Origin of the sequence: Nocardia sp. GCM10030253 (assembly GCF_042675075.1) — a bacterium.
Lineage (GTDB): Bacteria > Actinomycetota > Actinomycetes > Mycobacteriales > Mycobacteriaceae > Nocardia.
The window spans coordinates 301,209-318,195 of record NZ_JBHTDL010000009.1 but is presented as its reverse complement, the minus strand read 5'-3'; the positions used below and the strand labels follow the sequence as shown (position 1 = coordinate 318,195).

The 16,987-nt window shown below is 66.5% G+C and carries 18 protein-coding genes and 1 pseudogene; 9 read left to right on the top strand and 10 right to left on the bottom strand.

The window, feature by feature from the left end:
• The first annotated feature begins 20 nt into the window (after positions 1-20).
• Entirely contained in the window at positions 21-749 is a 729-nt protein-coding gene (locus tag ACFQZZ_RS22160) for a hypothetical protein (protein ID WP_378683864.1), read from the top strand.
• A gap of 72 nt (positions 750-821) precedes the next feature.
• Complete coding sequence (locus tag ACFQZZ_RS22155; RefSeq protein WP_378683861.1) at positions 822-1,703, top strand: aminoglycoside phosphotransferase family protein; 882 nt, start codon at positions 822-824, stop codon at positions 1,701-1,703.
• 144 nt (positions 1,704-1,847) lie between these two features.
• On the opposite strand, the gene ACFQZZ_RS22150 is transcribed toward ACFQZZ_RS22155, so the two are convergent.
• A complete protein-coding gene (locus ACFQZZ_RS22150; RefSeq protein WP_378683858.1) occupies positions 1,848-2,474 on the bottom strand; it encodes a TetR/AcrR family transcriptional regulator in 627 nt (208 codons plus the stop codon).
• A gap of 230 nt (positions 2,475-2,704) precedes the next feature.
• Here ACFQZZ_RS22150 and ACFQZZ_RS22145 point away from each other — a divergent pair, with 230 nt between their 5' ends.
• A complete protein-coding gene (locus tag ACFQZZ_RS22145) occupies positions 2,705-3,940 on the top strand; it encodes a cytochrome P450 (RefSeq protein ID WP_378683855.1) in 1,236 nt (411 codons plus the stop codon).
• 1,149 nt (positions 3,941-5,089) lie between these two features.
• Here ACFQZZ_RS22145 and ACFQZZ_RS22140 read toward each other — a convergent pair.
• Positions 5,090-6,058, bottom strand: a complete 969-nt coding sequence (locus ACFQZZ_RS22140) for an SDR family NAD(P)-dependent oxidoreductase (protein WP_378683852.1) — start codon at positions 6,056-6,058, stop codon at positions 5,090-5,092.
• 295 nt (positions 6,059-6,353) lie between these two features.
• On the opposite strand from ACFQZZ_RS22140, the gene ACFQZZ_RS22135 reads away from it, so the two are divergent.
• The 3 genes from ACFQZZ_RS22135 (at position 6,354) to ACFQZZ_RS22125 (ending at position 8,636) form a co-directional block, all read left to right on the top strand.
• The gene (locus ACFQZZ_RS22135) at positions 6,354-7,541 is read left to right on the top strand and encodes a sensor histidine kinase (RefSeq protein WP_378683850.1); all 1,188 of its coding nucleotides are present in this window, start codon (positions 6,354-6,356) and stop codon (positions 7,539-7,541) included.
• On the top strand, positions 7,538-7,789 hold the full coding sequence (locus tag ACFQZZ_RS22130; protein WP_378683847.1) for a hypothetical protein: 252 nt from the start codon (positions 7,538-7,540) through the stop codon (positions 7,787-7,789). Before ACFQZZ_RS22135 ends, ACFQZZ_RS22130 begins: the two co-directional genes overlap by 4 nt.
• Before the next feature lie 154 nt (positions 7,790-7,943).
• Entirely contained in the window at positions 7,944-8,636 is a 693-nt protein-coding gene (locus tag ACFQZZ_RS22125) for a response regulator (RefSeq protein WP_378683845.1), read from the top strand.
• Positions 8,637-8,647: 11 nt separating this feature from the next.
• Here ACFQZZ_RS22125 and ACFQZZ_RS22120 read toward each other — a convergent pair whose 3' ends face one another.
• Complete coding sequence (locus tag ACFQZZ_RS22120) at positions 8,648-9,022, bottom strand: DUF5313 family protein (RefSeq protein ID WP_378683842.1); 375 nt, start codon at positions 9,020-9,022, stop codon at positions 8,648-8,650.
• Positions 9,019-9,507, bottom strand: a complete 489-nt coding sequence (locus ACFQZZ_RS22115) for a MarR family winged helix-turn-helix transcriptional regulator (RefSeq protein ID WP_378683840.1) — start codon at positions 9,505-9,507, stop codon at positions 9,019-9,021. The genes ACFQZZ_RS22120 and ACFQZZ_RS22115 overlap by 4 nt, the downstream gene beginning before the upstream one ends.
• Before the next feature lie 118 nt (positions 9,508-9,625).
• Between ACFQZZ_RS22115 and ACFQZZ_RS22110 the strand changes: the two genes are divergently transcribed.
• The gene (locus ACFQZZ_RS22110) at positions 9,626-10,504 is read left to right on the top strand and encodes a hypothetical protein (protein ID WP_378683837.1); all 879 of its coding nucleotides are present in this window, start codon (positions 9,626-9,628) and stop codon (positions 10,502-10,504) included.
• Positions 10,505-10,524: 20 nt separating this feature from the next.
• Here the strand turns inward: ACFQZZ_RS22110 and ACFQZZ_RS22105 are convergent.
• Both ACFQZZ_RS22105 and ACFQZZ_RS22100 read right to left on the bottom strand, forming a co-directional pair.
• Positions 10,525-10,962 (bottom strand): annotated as a pseudogene (locus ACFQZZ_RS22105) (cytochrome P450); the annotation flags it as partial.
• 830 nt (positions 10,963-11,792) lie between these two features.
• Positions 11,793-11,984 carry a hypothetical protein gene (locus ACFQZZ_RS22100; protein ID WP_378683834.1) on the bottom strand — a complete coding sequence of 64 codons (192 nt, stop codon included), beginning with the start codon at positions 11,982-11,984 and terminating at the stop codon, positions 11,793-11,795.
• Between the two features lie 112 nt (positions 11,985-12,096).
• Here ACFQZZ_RS22100 and ACFQZZ_RS22095 point away from each other — a divergent pair, with 112 nt between their 5' ends.
• Both ACFQZZ_RS22095 and ACFQZZ_RS22090 read left to right on the top strand, forming a co-directional pair.
• Positions 12,097-12,525 (top strand): hypothetical protein, encoded by a 429-nt coding sequence (locus tag ACFQZZ_RS22095; protein ID WP_378683832.1) that lies wholly within the window; start codon positions 12,097-12,099, stop codon positions 12,523-12,525.
• Positions 12,526-12,527: 2 nt separating this feature from the next.
• On the top strand, positions 12,528-12,683 hold the full coding sequence (locus tag ACFQZZ_RS22090) for a DUF6131 family protein (RefSeq protein WP_378684116.1): 156 nt from the start codon (positions 12,528-12,530) through the stop codon (positions 12,681-12,683).
• A 97-nt stretch (positions 12,684-12,780) separates the two neighbouring features.
• Here ACFQZZ_RS22090 and ACFQZZ_RS22085 read toward each other — a convergent pair whose 3' ends face one another.
• The 4 genes from ACFQZZ_RS22085 to ACFQZZ_RS22070 all read right to left on the bottom strand — a co-directional run bounded on the left by ACFQZZ_RS22085 (position 12,781) and on the right by ACFQZZ_RS22070 (position 16,959).
• The gene (locus ACFQZZ_RS22085; RefSeq protein WP_378683830.1) at positions 12,781-13,515 is read right to left on the bottom strand and encodes a VIT family protein; all 735 of its coding nucleotides are present in this window, start codon (positions 13,513-13,515) and stop codon (positions 12,781-12,783) included.
• Between the two features lie 10 nt (positions 13,516-13,525).
• Positions 13,526-15,118 (bottom strand): GMC oxidoreductase, encoded by a 1,593-nt coding sequence (locus ACFQZZ_RS22080; protein WP_378683827.1) that lies wholly within the window; start codon positions 15,116-15,118, stop codon positions 13,526-13,528.
• A 97-nt stretch (positions 15,119-15,215) separates the two neighbouring features.
• Entirely contained in the window at positions 15,216-15,761 is a 546-nt protein-coding gene (locus ACFQZZ_RS22075; RefSeq protein ID WP_378684113.1) for a YdcF family protein, read from the bottom strand.
• A 181-nt stretch (positions 15,762-15,942) separates the two neighbouring features.
• Positions 15,943-16,959, bottom strand: a complete 1,017-nt coding sequence (locus ACFQZZ_RS22070) for an AraC family transcriptional regulator (RefSeq protein WP_378683825.1) — start codon at positions 16,957-16,959, stop codon at positions 15,943-15,945.
• Between the last annotated feature and the right edge of the window lie 28 nt (positions 16,960-16,987).

The following is a 16,987-nucleotide window of genomic DNA, read 5'->3' as shown; positions in this document are numbered from 1 at the left end:
CTCGAAACGAAGGCGGTGCGATGGTGGAACTCGGCGGCAGTCCGGCACCCGGCGGGGGAGACGACAACACGCGGATACTGGCCATCGCGGCGGTGCTCACCGCGGTGCTCGCGCTGGTGGTCGCGATCGGGCTGCTCATGCGCTCGAATCAGCGAGCCGGTGACTCCGAGACCCCGACGCCGCCGACATCCACCGTGGTGTCCACCGCGAAGCCGAAAGCGACGTCTGTGGACAAGCTCCCGCCCGCATCGCAGTCCCATCGTCCGACGAGCCTGGTGCCGACGCAACAGGCGCGCCGGCTCGGCGACGACTGCTCACACGACGGCATCATCGCCCATTGGGATCTGCGCGACGCGCTATGGGTGTGTGTGCCTCAGCAACCGGGTGGCCACCCGTATCAGGTCGGTGACGATTGCTCCAGCGGTGGCATCGCGGCCCAGTTGGATGTGACCCCCGACGGTCGCTGGGTGTGTGTGCCGCAGGAGCAGCGCCGCGACGAACATCAGATCGGTGACGATTGCTCATACGACGACATCATCGCCCAGTGGGGCCTGAACCCCGATGGTCGCTGGGTGTGTGTGCCGCAGGGGCAGCGCCGCGACGAACATCAGATCGGTGACGATTGCTCACACGACGGCATCATCGCCCAGTGGGGCCTGACTCCCGACGGCCAGTGGGTGTGCATTCCACAGGAGCAGGGCGTCGCCGACGAGCCAGAGCCGTTTCCCGCGGTTCCCGGCGTGCGCTGAGCCCTGCTCAGTGGTGACACCCGGCGATGTTGCGCGGCGAAATTCGATGGACATGGCTGAGATGCTCGATTGGTGATTGTCGTCCCGGATTTCTTCGCCAAACGCCTGGTCGGTATGGAACCGGCAGCCACCGCCTGGCTGGATCGGCTGCCCGAGCAGGCTGCCGAATACGCCGACCGCTGGCAGGTGCGTATCGTCGGCGAGCCGATGCACGGATACGCCGGTTTGGTGCTGCCGGTGCTGCGCGACGACGGCGAGCCCGCCGTACTGAAGCTCAGCTATCTCAACCCGGAAACCCGCGACGAGCCGGTCGCCCTCGCAGCCTGGCAGGGTCAGGGCGCGGCACTGTTGCTCGATAGCGACCCCGAACATGGTGTGCTGCTGCTCGAACGCCTCGATCCGAGCCGATCGCTCGAAACCGAGCCGATCGAAGAAGCAGTGCATATCATCGCCACCCTGCTCCGCAAGCTCGCCATTCCCGCACCACCCGGCATGTCCCGCGACCTGCGCCGCGAGTCCGAACGCTGGGCAGCGGAACTGCCGAAGGACTGGGAGCGACTCGGCTCCCCATTCCCGCGCAAGATGCTCGACGCCGCGGTCGAGGTGTGCCGTGAACTGGGACCGACCGCGGACCGCCTGCTGGTCAACGAGGATTTGCACTTCGAAAACGTTCTCGGTGGCTTCCGTGAGCCCTGGCAGGTCATCGACCCTCAGCCGCTGATCGGTGACCTCGAATTCACCATGCTCTCGCTGCTGTGGAACCGCCGCACCGAGTCCGTCCTCGACGACCGCTTTGCCGCCATAGTCGATATCGCGGGTCTCGACGCCGACCGCGCCCGTGCCTGGACCCTCGTACTCGCTGCCAGGAACTGGCTCTGGTTCGTCGAAGACGAGGACACCGAGGACTTCGGCTGGCCCGCCGTCCAAGCCATCGCCCCCTGGGCCATGCGCTGAGCCGCGGCAATGAAACGAAAACTAGCCCGACACATCACCCGTCCGGCCCCGGCCCCATCGCGAAACCGAGCGCGCGCCGACACGACAGTGACCAGACCGCCCAATAAATCTGCCGCCCGCCGCCCGATTCGTCGCCGGTGAGCCCTACGGGGTGAAGGCGGGGACCACGAATCTGTCGACGAGGGTGCGTTCGCTGGTGGGATCGCTTGCGGGCCAGAACAGTAGCGACAGGACCACCCGGACGATCCACTGTCCGGTGGCCGGGTCGTCGGTGGTTGCGGTGAGCGCGGTCGCGGTGTCTGCGAGCCGGGGGTTGCCTGCGAGGTAGGTGCCGACTTCCTGCGGCGTGGTGGCGGCGAGGAAAGCGACGGCGACGGGGTCGGCACGCACGGCATCCAGGGCGGCGAGGATCGCGCGGGCAATGCGGTCGGGGCCGGTGAGTGTGGCGACCGAGCGTTGGATGGTCGCGGCGATCCGGTTGGTCGCGGCGGTCAGTACGGCCTCGCGCAAGGCGGATTTGCCGCCGACGTAGCGGTAGACGGTGGCGCGCGAGCAGCCCGCGTGTGCGGCGACGTGGTCGATGTTGAGTCCGGCCATACCGTTGCGCGCGATGAGCTCGGCCGCCGCGGCATGGATGCGTTCGACGGCGAGCGCGTGGCGGTCGCCGCCGGCGAGCCAGTCGGGCTGTCGTCCTGACTGGACACTCTTCGGGCTGACCGTCGGGATTCGGCGCGCTTGGGTGGAATGTGTCCGCGTAGGGCGGTTGGTCATCACCTGGCTCCTTTTCTGCGCAGAGACGGTTGAACAATTTTGTCTCATAGTGAGACATTTTGGAAGAGAAGTCCATGGTGATCCGCAGGTTGGCGAGCTGCCTGAGACCAGGTTTGACCTGGTGATTCGAGTCCGGTGTCTCAGTTTTCCGAGGCTATTGACGGGGGTGGTCGCGGGCGCGAAATCTGGCGTGTGGAAGCAGATATCGTGCGTGAGGAAAGGCGGATCGGATGACCCGTGCGTTGGATGAGATCGATGTGTTCGACCGGGGTCTGCTCGACGATCCGTACCCGCTGTACGAGCGACTGCGCACCACAGCGCCGGTGCATCGGGTCGCGGAGACCGATTTCTACCTGGTGAGCCGGTGGGATCTGGTCATGGAGGCGACCACCCGGGTGGCCGATTTCTCCTCGAATCTCACCGGCGCACTGGTGCGGCAACCAGACGGCTCGGCCACGGTGTTCGATATGGACGGCGGTGGCCAGGCTATCCACGTCCTGGCAACCGGCGACGATCCGACCCATATGGCGCATCGAAAGGTGGTGTTGCCCGCCCTCGTCGCGAAACGTATTCGCGCACTGGAACCGAGGATCGCCGCGATCGTGGATCGGTTGTGGGAGGAGGGTTTCCAAGACGGCCGCATCGAATGGATGTCGGCACTGGCCGACCGGCTGCCGATGGCGATGGTCGCGGGACTGATCGGCCTGCCGGATGAGGACATTCCACAGCTCGTGGCCTGGGGATACGCCAGTACCGAGCTACTCGGTGGCGTGCTCACCACCGAACGGCTCGGCGTAGTCGTGACGGCCGCCGCCGAACTCGCCGGATACCTGCATCGACAACTCACCCAAGCGTGCGCCGACCCCGGTGACAACCTGCTCGGCGACCTCGCGAAAGTATGCGCCGCAGGCGAACTCGACACCGAGGTAGCGGTCCTGATTCTCGTCCAATTGGTCGGCGCGGGCGGTGAATCCACGGCGGGCCTCATCGGCAATGCCGCCCGACTACTCGCCACCGATCCGGCTCTCCAACGCCGCGTGCGCGAGGATCCCGCCCTGCTGGTGCCATTCCTCGAGGAAACCCTGCGGGTGGAATCACCCTTCCGGGCCCATCACCGCCACGTTGTCGCCGACACCACCCTCGGCGATGCCACCCTCCCCGAGGGCAGCCACCTCCTGTTGCTCTGGGGCGCCGCCAACCGAGACCCGGCCGTCTTCCCCGACCCCGACGAGATCCGCCTCGATCGGGCCGCCCAACGCAACCACCTGGCTTTCGGCAAGGGCATCCACTTCTGCGTCGGCGCCACCCTCGCCCGCCTGGAAGCCAAACTTGCCTTGCAAACTCTCCTGGAGCGTACCGACTCGTTCCGAATTGCCTCCGAACCCGCTGCTGCCCAATGGGTTCCGAGTATCTTCGTTCGACGCCACGTGCGACTGTCCCTGGCCATCGATCGAAATCCGTCCTGACTGAGCGCCGGTTGCCCGGAGCGCATGGGGTGTGCCATAGGGTTGGTAAACCGAGGTCACCTTCCGGCGGTGTTCCGGGCAGTGCTGGGCACGTTGCGTGTCGTACCCGACCTGGTCTTCCGCAGCCTGGGTAGGCAGGCACATGGCTTCCGGCGTGAGGACTGGCTGTGGTTGCGTCTCGGGCGGTAGAGAAATCCGTCCTCACACCCCGTGTCATAACTGCACACCCCGTATAGGGGGTGTGCGGCTGTGACGCGGGGTGTTCGGACGACAGTTTGGTCCTTCCACAGCTTTTCGAGGCAGGCACACAGCTTCCAGTGTGAGGACTGGCTGTGGTTGCGTTCTCGGGCGGTAGAGAAATCTGTCCTGACTGAGCGCCGGTTGCCCCGAGCGTCGGGAGCGTCCCCTGGGATTGGTCACCTCCCAGCGGTGTTCCGGGCAGTGCTGGGTGCGTTGGGTGCCGTACCCGACTTGGTCTTCCGCGGCTTTTGCAGGCAGGCGCACGGCTTCCGGTGTGGGGACTGGCTGTGGTTGCGTTCTCGGGCGGTAGAGAAATCCGTCCTGACTGAGCGCCGGTTGCCCGGAGCGCATGGGGCGTGCCATGGGGTTGGTAAACCGAGGTCACCTCCCAGCGGTGTTCCGGGCAGTGCTGGGTGCGTCGGGTGCCGTACCCGACTTGGTCTTCCGCAGCTTTTGCAGGCAGGCAGACAGCTTCCGGCGTGAGGACTGGCGGTGGTTGCGTTCTCGAGCGGTAGAGAAATCCGTCCTGACACCCCGTGTTGTAACCGCACACTCGGTATACGGGGTGTGCGGTTGTGACGCGGGGTGTTCGGACGGCAGTTTGGTCTTCCGCAGCGGGGCAGGCACATGGCTTCCGGCGTGAGGACTGGCTGTGGTTGCGTTCTCGGGCGGTAGGGAAGTCCGTCCTGACACCCCGTGTTGTGACTGCACACTCGGTATATGGGGTGTTCGGTTGTGGCGCGGGGTGTTCGGACGACTGTGCGGGTGGGTTGTCGGGTCTTTCTCTGTTGACGGTAGTGAAATGGTTGCCGTCGAGGCGATTTCGCTGCTGTCGACGCTTCAATGGTCGGTTTGGCGGGGTGGGTTTGGTGGTTCGAAGTCGGGGGAGGTGGGTTCGTGGTCTGTGGGTTAGGCGTGGGCGGTTTTGCCGCCGTCGATTACCAGTTGGGCGCCGGTGAGGTAGGGGTGTTCGTCGGAGGCGAGGGTCAGTGCGAATGAGGCGATTTCCTGCGGGGTGGCTAGGCGGCCGAGGCCGGGGACGTTGGACTTGGCCCACTGTTTCATCAGGACCTGCCAGGCATCGTCGGGGAGGGCTTCCATGCCTGCGGCGCGGCGGACCAGTTCGGTGTCGGTGGTGCCGGGGATGAGCGTGTTGACCCGGATGCCGTCGGCGGCGTAGTCGAGTGCCGCGGATTGGACCAGGCCTGCGAGGCCGCGCTTGCTGGCCGTGTAGGCGCCGCGGCCGGAGTCGGTAGCGAGGGCGTTACTGGACGCGGTCACGACTATGGTGCCGCCGCCTGCCCGAAGCAGGTGCGGCACTTCGTATTTGATCGCGAAGAAGGTGCCGCGCAAGTTGGTGTGCAGCACTCGGTCGAACTCGTCGGCGCTGTACTCGTGCAGCTTCTTCTGAATGGTGATCCCGGCATTGTTGAACGCCACGTCGAGCCCGCCGTAGGTGCGCACCGCCGCGTCGACGAACGCCCGCACATCGTCCTCCACGAGGACGTCGGCACGGAAATAGGTGGCCTCGCCCCCTGCCGCGCGGATTTCCTGCTCCACCGCCCGCCCGCGCTCGACCCGCCTGCCGCAGAACGCGACTCGACCGCCCTCCGCGGCGAACAGTCGTGCGGCGGCCGCGCCGATCCCGGAGGTCGCGCCGGTGATCACGACGACCTTGTTCTCGAAGCGGCGCAGACCGGACGGTTGAAATGCGGGCGGGTTCGAATTAGCGCCGAGTGCCACCCCGCCGGCCAACCCCGCCGTCGCGCCGACCACCAGCCCGGAGGCGGCGGCCATGCCGAATAGCCTGCGCCGGTTCGGCTTGGCTGCGATCTCCTCGGAAGTTGCTGTGTCGGTGTCATTCTCATCGTGCGTCATGACACAACCGTGGCCGATACAGCAGCCGAGCGATTCCCTCGATGGGCCCGAGTCGCGGCCTCTAGGAGGGGTGGGCGGCTCCTCCGTCGGGAGGAGTTGGATCGGACGTCCGAGTCTGGGATGAGCGAGGTCGGCGAGGGATCGGCTGTGCGGTCCGCGGAAGGAGGGGTACTGCTGGTGCGGGAGGAGTTGGATCGGACGTCCGAGTCTGGGACGGGCGAGGTCGGCGAGGGATCGGCTGTGCGGCCCGCGGAAGGAGGGGTACTCCTCCTGCGGGAGGAGCCGGGCTCCGCCGATGCCGGGCATCATGGTCTGCGTGGTGGATTCGGCAGGCGTGACGCGCGGCATTCAGTGGGTGCTCGATGCGCGGTCGCTGACGGTGCGGTTGGCGGTGCTCTGTGCCCTGGCCGTCGGGTGTCTGCTGCTGCTTTCGGATTCGCCGGGGCTGGTGGACTGGGTGATCGGCCTGCTCGCGGTCTTCGCGACGGCGGCCGGCGTGCGCTGGCCGCTGGCCACGTCGCTCGTCACGACCGGGCTGCTTGTGCTCGGGTTCGAGATCGGCCAGATAGGCCCGGTGGTGCCGAAGGTCGCCGCCGCCATCGCCCTTGCCGAGCTCGCGGCGCGGCGCGGCGGTTGGCAACCGCTGCTGGCGTCGGCGGCATTGGGCGGCGCGTATCTGCTGCATCCGGCTGGGGCGGTCGCCGCCTCCGGCTATCGGGCGCTCGTGATGGCGGGCGCGCCACTGCTGGTCGGCAGTCTGCTGCGAGCGGCGCGCGAGGGCGCCGAACGGGCAAGGTGGGCAGCCGGGGAGATCGCGCAGCGGCGCGAGTCCGACATCGCGGCTGCCCGGGCGCTGGAGCGCACCGCCATCGCGAGGGAGTTGCACGACCTGATCGCCCACCACGTTTCGTCCACCGTGCTGCGCGTTGGCGTTGCCAGGCATGCGGTTCCCGACGCGCCGCCCGCCGTGCGCGAGGTACTCGACGACATCCACGCCAGCGGCACCGAAACCCTTGCTGACCTGCGACTACTTGTTTCGATCCTGCGCGATCCAGCCATGGCGGGCGAATCCTTCATCGCACCAACGGATTTACCCGCCGCACTCACCGCCGTCGCCGATCGCGCCGCCCAACTGGGCCGCACCGTCGAGGTACACGTGGACGACGCCATCACCACCGTCGATGCGCTACGCGCGCTGACGCTCCTGCGACTGACGCAGGAGGGTGTCGCGAACATCGCGAAACATACCCGCCCTGGCACGAAAGCAACGCTGACCATCGACGTCGGCGTCGATCGAACTGTCGATTTCGCGTTGCACGACACAGGGATACGCATTGAGGCGAACGGGACAGGGCAGGGCCTCGGGCTTGTCGGACTACGCGAACGAGTCGAGCTACTCGGGGGTGAGTTCACTGCGGGGCCAGGTGACATCGGGTGGCAGCTGGCCGCAAGGTTGCCCGCCGCCGTACAGGTGGCGTCGTGAGTGTGCGGTTCTGGACGGCGGTTTCGCCGCATGATCGAGCGACACCGTGGTGGCAGCTGGTCAACGAACGCCTGAGGCAGCGTGGGTTGCGTCGTGAGTGCTATGTGCTTGAAGAGATTTCGTCGCCGAACTGCGTCGATGAGCCGAACTTCGTCGTTGACGCGCATGACATTGCGCTACTCAAGTGGGCGGGTTGCCCGCTCGCGGTGTGCGGCGAGTACGGGGCCGGATCGGGCGGTTTCGGGTGATAGTAGGCCGCACGCTGCGGCATGGGGCGCGTGGTGAGTGTGCGGTGCTCGATGGGGATTCGTGCGGATCGGCGCCACCGTGGTCGCCGTTTGCCGCTCGCTGCGGCGTGTGGTGCCAGGCTGCGCGTGGACCTGCTGTGACAGGCTGCGGGCCATGACCATCCGTGTGCTCATAGTCGACGACCAGCAGTTGGTACGTGCCGGGTTGCGCATGCTCTGCCAAACCGATGACGAACTCGATGTGGTCGGGGAGGCAGCCGGTGGCAGCGACGCGGTCCGGCTCGCCGAGCAGATGCATCCGGATGTCGTCCTGATGGACCTGCGGATGCCGGGCATGGACGGAATCCGTGCCACCGAAAGGATTCTCGCGAGTCGCCCCACGATTCGGATCGTGGTGCTGACCACCTTCGACGACGACGATCACCTCTACCCGGCCCTGGCCGCGGGTGCCTGTGGGTTCCTCGTCAAGGACGCGTCTCCGACCGACTTGCTTGACGGCATCCATCGCGCCGCCGCCGGCGAATCCCCGTTCACCCAAGCCATATTGCAACGATTGGTCGGCTCGGCGGTAGCCGCACGCGTGTCTGCGGACATGGACGTCCGAGCAAATTCCGCAGCGCCACATGGGATCATGCCGAATCTGGCCGAGCGGCTCACCCCACGCGAAGTCGAGGTGCTAGCCCTCGTCAGCACGGGCCTATCCAACGCCGAGATCGCCGAACGACTCCACCTCGGCGTCACCACGGTCAAAACCCACATCGCCAACCTGATGGCAAAAACCGGTGCCACCAATCGCGTGCGCCTCGCCGTGTTCGGCACCCGGGTCGAGCAACCGGATCCGGGGTAATCGCCGCTCGGTCAGTGTGGGTGCTGCGCCGCGTACCTCGCGCGTTCGATGTCGCGCCGCCGCGTGCGTTCCGGGTTCTCGAGATCGGCGGGCAGACCGTGCTCGGCGAGGCGATGAGCGCGGTTCATCGGCATGAAGGCCGTTGTGTAGAACAGGGCGAGCAGCACGGCGAGCAGGACCATCGAGCCGCGTAGCCAGAGTTCTCCGGGGAAGAGCAGGAACACCGCGAACAACGGGGTGAAGGGGACCATCCCGCGCAGGAGATGGCGTGCGGCGGCGTATTTCCCGGTGAGGTCGTTGCGGACCCAGTCGCGCAGGGAATCGGGGAGGCGGCGGCCGAAGGCGTAGCCGATCCATTGGATCGGGTTGGGGCGCGCCCGGCTCATCGGCGGACTCCTGTCGTTGAGGGCTGTTCGTCATCGCTGAGTACAGCGCGGCGGGCGGCTTCGTTGACTCGGTTGAGGACGTCGCGCAGTTCTTCCAGATCCGACATCGGTACACCGAGGCGTGCCACCACGGCGGGTGGGATCTTTTCGGCCTGCTTGCGCAGATCGGTACCGGCGGGGGTCAGGTCGACCAGCAGGTTTCGTTCATCGCGTTGGTCGCGCTCCCTGGTGATCAGTCCGGCCGCTTCGAGCCGCTTGAGCAGCGGGGACAGTGTCGGGGAATCCAGCTGGATCGCTTCGGCGATCGCCTTCACCGACATCGGCGCTTCGCCCCACAGCGCCAGCATCACCAGATATTGCGGGTGGGTCAGCCCGAGCGGTTCGAGCAGCGGGCGGTAAACGCCGAGTACCGCGCGGTTGGCGACGGCCAGCGCGAAACACACTTGGCGATCCAATTGCAGCGGGTCGTCGATCCGAGTCTTCATTGCTCCTCCTGGTCTCGCTGTCAGGTTAGCGCATTAATAGTTAGTGCATGAAGCAAATGTGCGCGACACCTCCTCGGTGGAGCGGCAACAACCGTGCTCGTCTCGATAGCGTGGCCGCATGAGTCACGACGCTGTCGGCCCGCGTCCGTGCATCCATGAGCTCGACGCCGTGCGCGGCATGGCGCTGTGCGGGATTCTTGTGGTCAACATCTGGCAGATCACCGATATGTCGGCGACGGTGCGGCCCGGGATCATGGATCCGACCCGGCAGGTGCTGTCGGTGCTGTTCGAGGGCCGATTCTTGCCGATCTTCGCGTTCCTCTTCGGGCTGAGTTTCGCCCTGTTCCTCGACAGCGCCGCACAACGTACCGGTCGGCCGCGACTGGTGTCGGCTCGCAGGCTGGCGGCGCTCGGGGTGCTCGGGGTGCTCGGCGCGGTCCATCATGTGTTTCAACCGGGCGGAGCGCTGCTCCCGTACGCGATTGTCGGATCGGTGATCTTGCTGCCTGCTGCGGGGCTGCCGCGGTGGGTGCTGCTGATCGCCGGAGCGGCGGGCACCGTCGGTGTCGCGCTCACTCTCGGCGGCGGGCTCGGCCTGGTGCCGGGACTCTTCCTGCTCGGTCTGGCAGCCGATCGCTTCGGTCTCGCCGACCCGCTGCGCGATCGAGGCTGGCTACTCGCCCTGGCCTTCGCGGTGTCGCTACCTGCCGCGGTGGTCGCCGGCCGCCTGGTGGCAGCTCGTGCCCAACCGGCGCACCCGCGACGAACGACGAGAGCGTGCCGCCATGGCCGGTATGCCCCGGCGATGATGACGTGGAGTCAGCCCAGTTTCACCGGCAGCATGAGCGGACCGCGATGCCTGAACCCTGAGCGCCACAAGATATCTCGCTGCGACACCGCGAGAGTGGTGCCGGGCCAACGGGTGAATACCGCGTCGAGGGTGGCTGCGGTGATGGTGCGCACCAACGCGGTGCCGAGGCAGGAATGGATGCCGTAGCCGAGGCCGAGGTGTGGGTTGCGCTTGCGGGCGAGGTCCAATTCGCCCGGCCGGGTAAAGATGCGGGGATCGTGGTTGGCAGCGGCCAGGCACAGCAGCACCGTCTGCCCGGATCGGATGGTGTAGTCGCCGAATCCCATATCGGCGGTCGCGAAGCGGGGCCCGGCCAGCACCTGCGGCGACAGGAAGCGCAGCAACTCCTCCACGGCGGGCTGTTTGTCCGCCGCGGAGTGCAGGACTGGCAGCTGGTCGGGGTGGTTCAGCAGGGCCAGGATCGAACCGGCGATCAAGTCGGCGAGCACCTCGTACCAGACGAACAACAGGTAGAACAGCAGTCCCGCAAGTTCTTCCGCCGAAGGTGATCCGGTGTCGTCGTGTGCGGCGACCAGCCTGCCGAGCAGGTTATCGGCCCGCTCCGCCCGCGCGTGCTCGGTCGCCGCGGTGATAATGGTCTGCATCGTCGTCAGCGTGTCCCTGGCCCGTGGGGCAGCGGCGGAGCCAAGCAAAGTTGAATTCGCCCATGCCGCAAGCGCTTTCCGTTCAGTGTTGCCGAGGCCGAGCAATTCCCCGAGCAGCGCGGCGGGTAACGGCACCGCCAGTTGCTCGACCAGATCGACCTCGGCATCGGAATCCACTTCCCGCAACAAGGATTCGACGAGTGTGGGGGCGAGCCGATTCCACTCGATCAGTCGTCGCGCAGACAGTTCGCTGGTCACCAGTCTGCGCAGGCGCGCGTGATCGGCAGGCGCGGCGACAAGCAGCGCGTCCAGCGGTGCCGGGACCGCGAAGCCCCGGTAGTCGATCGGTCCCGCCGTGCGAATATCGGTCGCCAACCGGTCATCCAGCAGTCCGACCCGCACGTCGTCGTATCGCGTCACCAGCCAGGCGGGCGGGCCGTCCGGAGTCCGCACCCGGTGCACACCACCGTCGCGGCGCAGCCGGTCGAGCACCGGCCACGGATCCGCCGCGAACTCGGCATCGAAGATTTCTTGCACCGGTCACCATCCCCGTTGTCTGCCAACATTTCCCGCCACCGCCCGACGCGCACCAAGGTACACGCGACGGCCCCGCCCGCCCATGCCCATCGACGTTGTCCCGGCGCGGCTGGCGGTATCGGCCGTGAGTCGTCGTGGACTGGACGGACATGGGCCAAGCGACTCGCACGCGCCGACCCGGCGGCCGCCGATGCGGACGCCAAGTCGAAGGCCGCACGGGACATGAAGCTGGCCAAGAGGATTCGTGAAATCAGAGATGATGTCGTCGAGACGGGCCGCCGCGAAGCTAGCGTTTATTTCGCGGCTACTCCTGCCGAGCGGATCGCATCGAGGACTTCGCCGTAGCTGAGTGTCGAGTTCACGTTGATAGTTTCCGAAACTCGGTCGACGTCGACGGAACTCACTCCGCCGAGGCCGAGCAGTGCTTGTTCTGCCGCCCTGGCGGATTGGTCGGAGTAGTTGGGCATATTGAATGTGTAGGTCATGTGATGGCCATATCCCGATCGGCCGGGTTCAAACACCTCGATTGTGGTTGTTTGACTTCTGAACTACCGGGAATAGCGAGGGTGTAACAACAACCAGCGCAACGGGATTGTCATGATCATACTTATCGGACTTATCGTCCTGATCGCCGCGGTAATCATCGGCGTTGCCGGGGTCGCGGCCAATATGGGCGAAGTAAGCACGTCCACGAATGATTTCGCCATGTTCGACTATCACTTCACCGCCGACGCCGGGCAGTTGTTCGGCTACGGAGCTGCTGTCGGCGCCATCGGGATGCTCGGGCTCAGCCTGCTGTTGACCGGTGTCTGGCGCAGTTCTCGACGTGGCGTGGCGACGCGACGCGAATTGCGGCAGTCGCGCAAGGAGGTGGCCGCGGTGCGCCGCAGTACACCACCTGTCACACCATCACCTCCCGCCTCGCGACCAGCGAGCCCGCCGCCGAGCGGGAAGTCGGTCTGGAGCTGGAACCGGTTCATGCGCCAACCGTCCGGGGATACCCCGGTCGAAACAGTAAGGAAATGACAATGATTGTCTTGGGATTGATTTTGCTTGTCGTCGGATATCTGATCGGTATTCCGTTGCTCATCACCGCAGGCATCATCCTGCTGATTATCGGAGCCGTCCTCTGGGTTGCCGGATCGGTAGGCCGTCCGGTCGGCGGCCGACGTCACTATTACTAGAACATCGACCCACAGTGGTGGCCGAAGAGGCGATTGAGCCCCTGCGGCCACCACAGCGCTCCCTGCGGCCGCCACAGTGCTCCGGGGTGGTCGGTGATCAGATCCCGGCCACGTCGGCGAGCTGGCCGATGCCGTAGGTGATCAGCATGGCCAGCGCGCCACCGATGACAACGCGCAGTACGGCCCGGCCGCGATGGCTGCCGCCGAGGCGGGCGCTGACCGAGCCGGTGATCGCCAGTGCCGCCAGCACGGCCGCGAAGGTCACGGGGATGCGAGCCGTGGTGGGCGGCAACAGGATTGCCAGCAGCGGCAGCAGTGCGCCGAGGGTGAAAGAGATCGCGGAGGAGATGGCCGCTTGCCACGGATTGGTCAGCTCGTGGGGATTGAGCCCCAGTTCGGCCTCGGCGTGCGCGGTGAAGGCGTCGTGCGCGGTCAGTTCCTCGGCGACCTGACGCGCGGTGGCCGCCGACAAACCCTTGGCCTGATAGATGTCGGCCAGTTCGGCCAGTTCATAGTCCGGTTCCTCGTTGAGTTCTCTGCGCTCCGTGGCCAACAGTGCGCGCTCCGAGTCGCGTTGGGTGCTGACCGAGACGTACTCACCGACCGCCATCGAGATCGCGCCCGCGCTCAACCCGGCGATGCCCGCGGTGAAGATGGTCGACGCACTGGTCGTCGCCGCGGCGACACCGACCACCAGGCCCGCGGTCGACACGATGCCGTCATTCGCACCGAGCACGCCCGCGCGCAACCAGTTCAGCCTCGATGCCAGACCCTCGCCGTGTGGCTCGTGCGGATGCGGCGCACCGATGCCTGGTTCGGTCGTGTCACCCATGAGTCGCACACTATGTCAAAGCCCGCAAAGTATCAGCTAGCCGGACCGCCAGCGCCACGATGGTCAGGGTCGGATTGGCGTGGCCGGTGGTCGGGAATACCGAACTGCCCGCGACGAACAGGTTGTCGACACCGTGCACCCGGCAGTCGACGTTCACGACGCCGTCGCGGGGGTCCGCCGACATGCGGGTAGTTCCGGTCGGATGTGCCCAGTCCGTGAGTTGCAGTGGCAACGTGCTGCCCTCGCGCGCCCAGTCGTAGAGCGTGGGCGCCGGGAAACCGAGGCGAGTGAATTCCTCGATCGCCAGCGCCGCCGCGCGGCGGATGGTGGTGTCCTCCTGCGCGTTCACCCGCCAGTCGATCCGCGCCAGCGGCATGCCGAGCCGATCGTCGCGGTCGGTGAGCATGACGCGGCTGTCCGGGTTGGGCGCCTGTTCGACCATGCAGCGCAACTCGATTCGGTCGAGTTTATGCGGCAGCCCGGTATGCCGGATGAGCCTGCGCCGCGCACCGGACAGCAACAAACCGGAGTTGGCGAGCGCGACCTTCGCGTCGTGCCTGGTGCCCCTGCCGCGCAGCAGTTGCTTCACCGAATCCCACGGATCGTCCTCGGCGGGCACCTCCTGCAGCCACAGCGCGCAATTGAGCAGTCCCTCGGCCTCCTGGACATCGGGTGACAGCGCGACACCGTGCAGAAAGGTGTGCTTGCCGTGCGGTGTCTTGACGACGTACTTGCCGAAGCGCTCCAGCGTGCTGTCCGCGATGGACGGGTCGAGCGTGCCGACCGCGCCGCAGCGGTGGTCCATCAAGTAGCGACCGACCAGGTCGTGCCGGTTGCCGATGCCCTCGGGACGGATACGGCGTGAGGCGAGCAACAGGCGCGGGTTTCCGATACCGCCGGTGGCGAGCACGAATGTCCTTGCCCGCACGGTTCGCGGCCGCGGGTCGGCGCCTGCGACCTGGACCGAATCCACTCGGGCGCCATCCGGGTCGGTGTCGATATGGGTGACGGTGGCATTGACGAACACGCGGACATTCGGCGCGACAAGGTCTTTTACATGCGCGCCGAATCGCTTGCAGTCGAACGGATCCACCGGATCCCGGCTGATCTGCCAGAAGTAGGGACGCAATCGCGCCGGATCGAGCGAGTCGGGCGGTTGCGGACGACCGGCCAACTGCCAGAACGCGTCATCGGTGAAGCCGCTGCCGAAGCCGATCCCGATGTGCCCGGCGGCCCGCTCCAGGAACGGCTCGACTTCGTCCGTGCCGATCGGCCAGCCTGAGTAGGGAACCCACGGGCGGTCGCTGAAATCGAGCTCGTCGAGCAGCCCGCAGCGTCCGCTCCAGGTATGTGAGGCGCCGCCGAGGATCCGGTCGCCCGCGACCCTGGTCGACTGGGCTCTGCGCGCACCCACATTGTCGATATCGGCGAGTGCGTCCACCTCCTCGGATAATTCGAGGCCACCGCTCTCCACCACCAGCACCCGTAGCGGCGTTCCGGCCAGCTCGGCCGCGAGGGTCAACCCCGCCGGGCCGGAGCCAATGATGCACAGATCAGCGGACAATTCGTCGTCCCCGACCGATCGCAAATCATCGATACGCAACGGAGGTCCTCTCCCGCAAACACCCCGGCAACGAACCCCCCTGCAGGCTCGCGCGTCTCGTTCACTCTAAGAGGCTCGTCGGACTTTTGCCTGTGCTTCAGCACCCCCGGCTGAAGAACGCGCGTATGTAACCCGCGGACTGACGGATATACATCCAGGACCAGAACTTCACGCCGGAGTCGCTCGGGCTCGCCACCATGGTCAACTCGCCGTCGAAGCATTTGCTCACGATGTACCTGGCCCGCGACACATGTGGGGTGTAGGTCACCACGATGATGTGCTGCCAGCCGAACAACTGTGCTCGGCGACGGATTTCGCGTGCCTCGCCGTCGGTCGTCCACGGATCCGGCACGAAACAGCTGACCGCGAAATCGAATCGGCCCGCGCAGTACTTGTCCATCACCCGGTCGTTGACGCCGGTCGACCGTGAGATCAGCAGCTGCGGCGCGTATCCGCGCTCGGCGAGATCGAGACCCATATCGAAGCGTTCGTAGGCTGTCCCGCCCAGCACCACTATCGCATCGGCCTTCCGCAACGGATCCGTCTGTGGATGGATATAGACCGGCACGCCCGCCAGCCCGAGGGCGACCACCAGGATGACCAGCGCACCGAACAGCAAACCAGCTCGTCGAAGGCCGGGCACGTTTCGACGATACCCAAATTCGCGCAGTGGGCGACGGGGCCGTAAATGCGTGCGCCGGAACGAATATGAGGTGATCCGCGGCGTGACGGGCATCGTTTGTGGTACGTGCTCGGGCTGGGAGTCGTGGTCCAGCTCGTCGTTGGAAACAGCGGTCATACCGACCAGCGTGCCATCGGGCAGGTTAGGGGCGGCCGTGGGTTCCTTCGCGGCGGATGGCGGTGGGGGTTGTGGCCCACCATCTTCGGCAGCAGCGGGTGAAGGTGGACTGTTCGGACAGGCCGATCAGAGAGGCGACCTGGCTCATGGGCATGTCGGTGGTGGTGAGGTAGCGGCGGGCTGCGTCGCGGCGGACGTCGTCGAGTATCGCAGCGAACGAGGTGCCCTCCGCGGCGAGGCGGCGTTGCAGGGTGCGCGGGTGGGCGGTCAGAAGTCGTGCGACAGCGCCGATCTCGGGGGGAGCGGTGCCGAGTAGCTGCTGCACGGCGGCGCGCACCTGGGGGACGATGGATGCGTTGGCGCCGCCGGACTGTTCGGCGAGGAAGGCGATGGCCAGGCGGTGCAGGTTTTCATCGCCGCCGCTCAGCTGACGTGTGGCGAGGCTGCTCGGCACACGCAAGATCGCCGCAGGGCGGTCGACGCGCACCGGGGCACCGAATAGTTCCTCGTATGTCTGGATCGGCGCCTCCGGTCGGTAGGGGAGTTCGACCGAGCGCAGCCCGTAGCGATCATCGACCAGGCGTTGAATCGTGCGGTGCACGAATGCCAGGCCCAGGTCCGTGCCCTGGATGGGTGTCGGATAGCCGGGCTGCACGCCGTAGCGCAGCGCGATTACCCCGCGGTCTCCGTAGGGGTCCGGCTCGAGGGTCAGGCTGAGTGAACGGGCATGCAGGAACAGGTAGCGCGAGGAGCATTCGACGACATCGGCCAGGGTCGGCGAATTGCGGATGGCCAGCGCCAGCGGGCCGAGCATGTCCAGATCCTGGCGGCGCGCGATGCGCAGGCCGAGGTCCGGGCAGTCGAGGCGATGTGCTGCCAGTTCCAGGACCGCCGCGACCGCCTGGTCGGGTACCAGCAGGTCGTCGGCGTCGAGCGCGGCAATCGGCAGGCCGCAGGCAGTGGCGAACTCCTCGGCGTTGCCGCCCAGCTCGGCCACCGTGGCACGAAATCCGCGCAGCCCCGCGGATCGAATCACCGACATGTCGCCCAGAATCAAATACTTGTCGTGC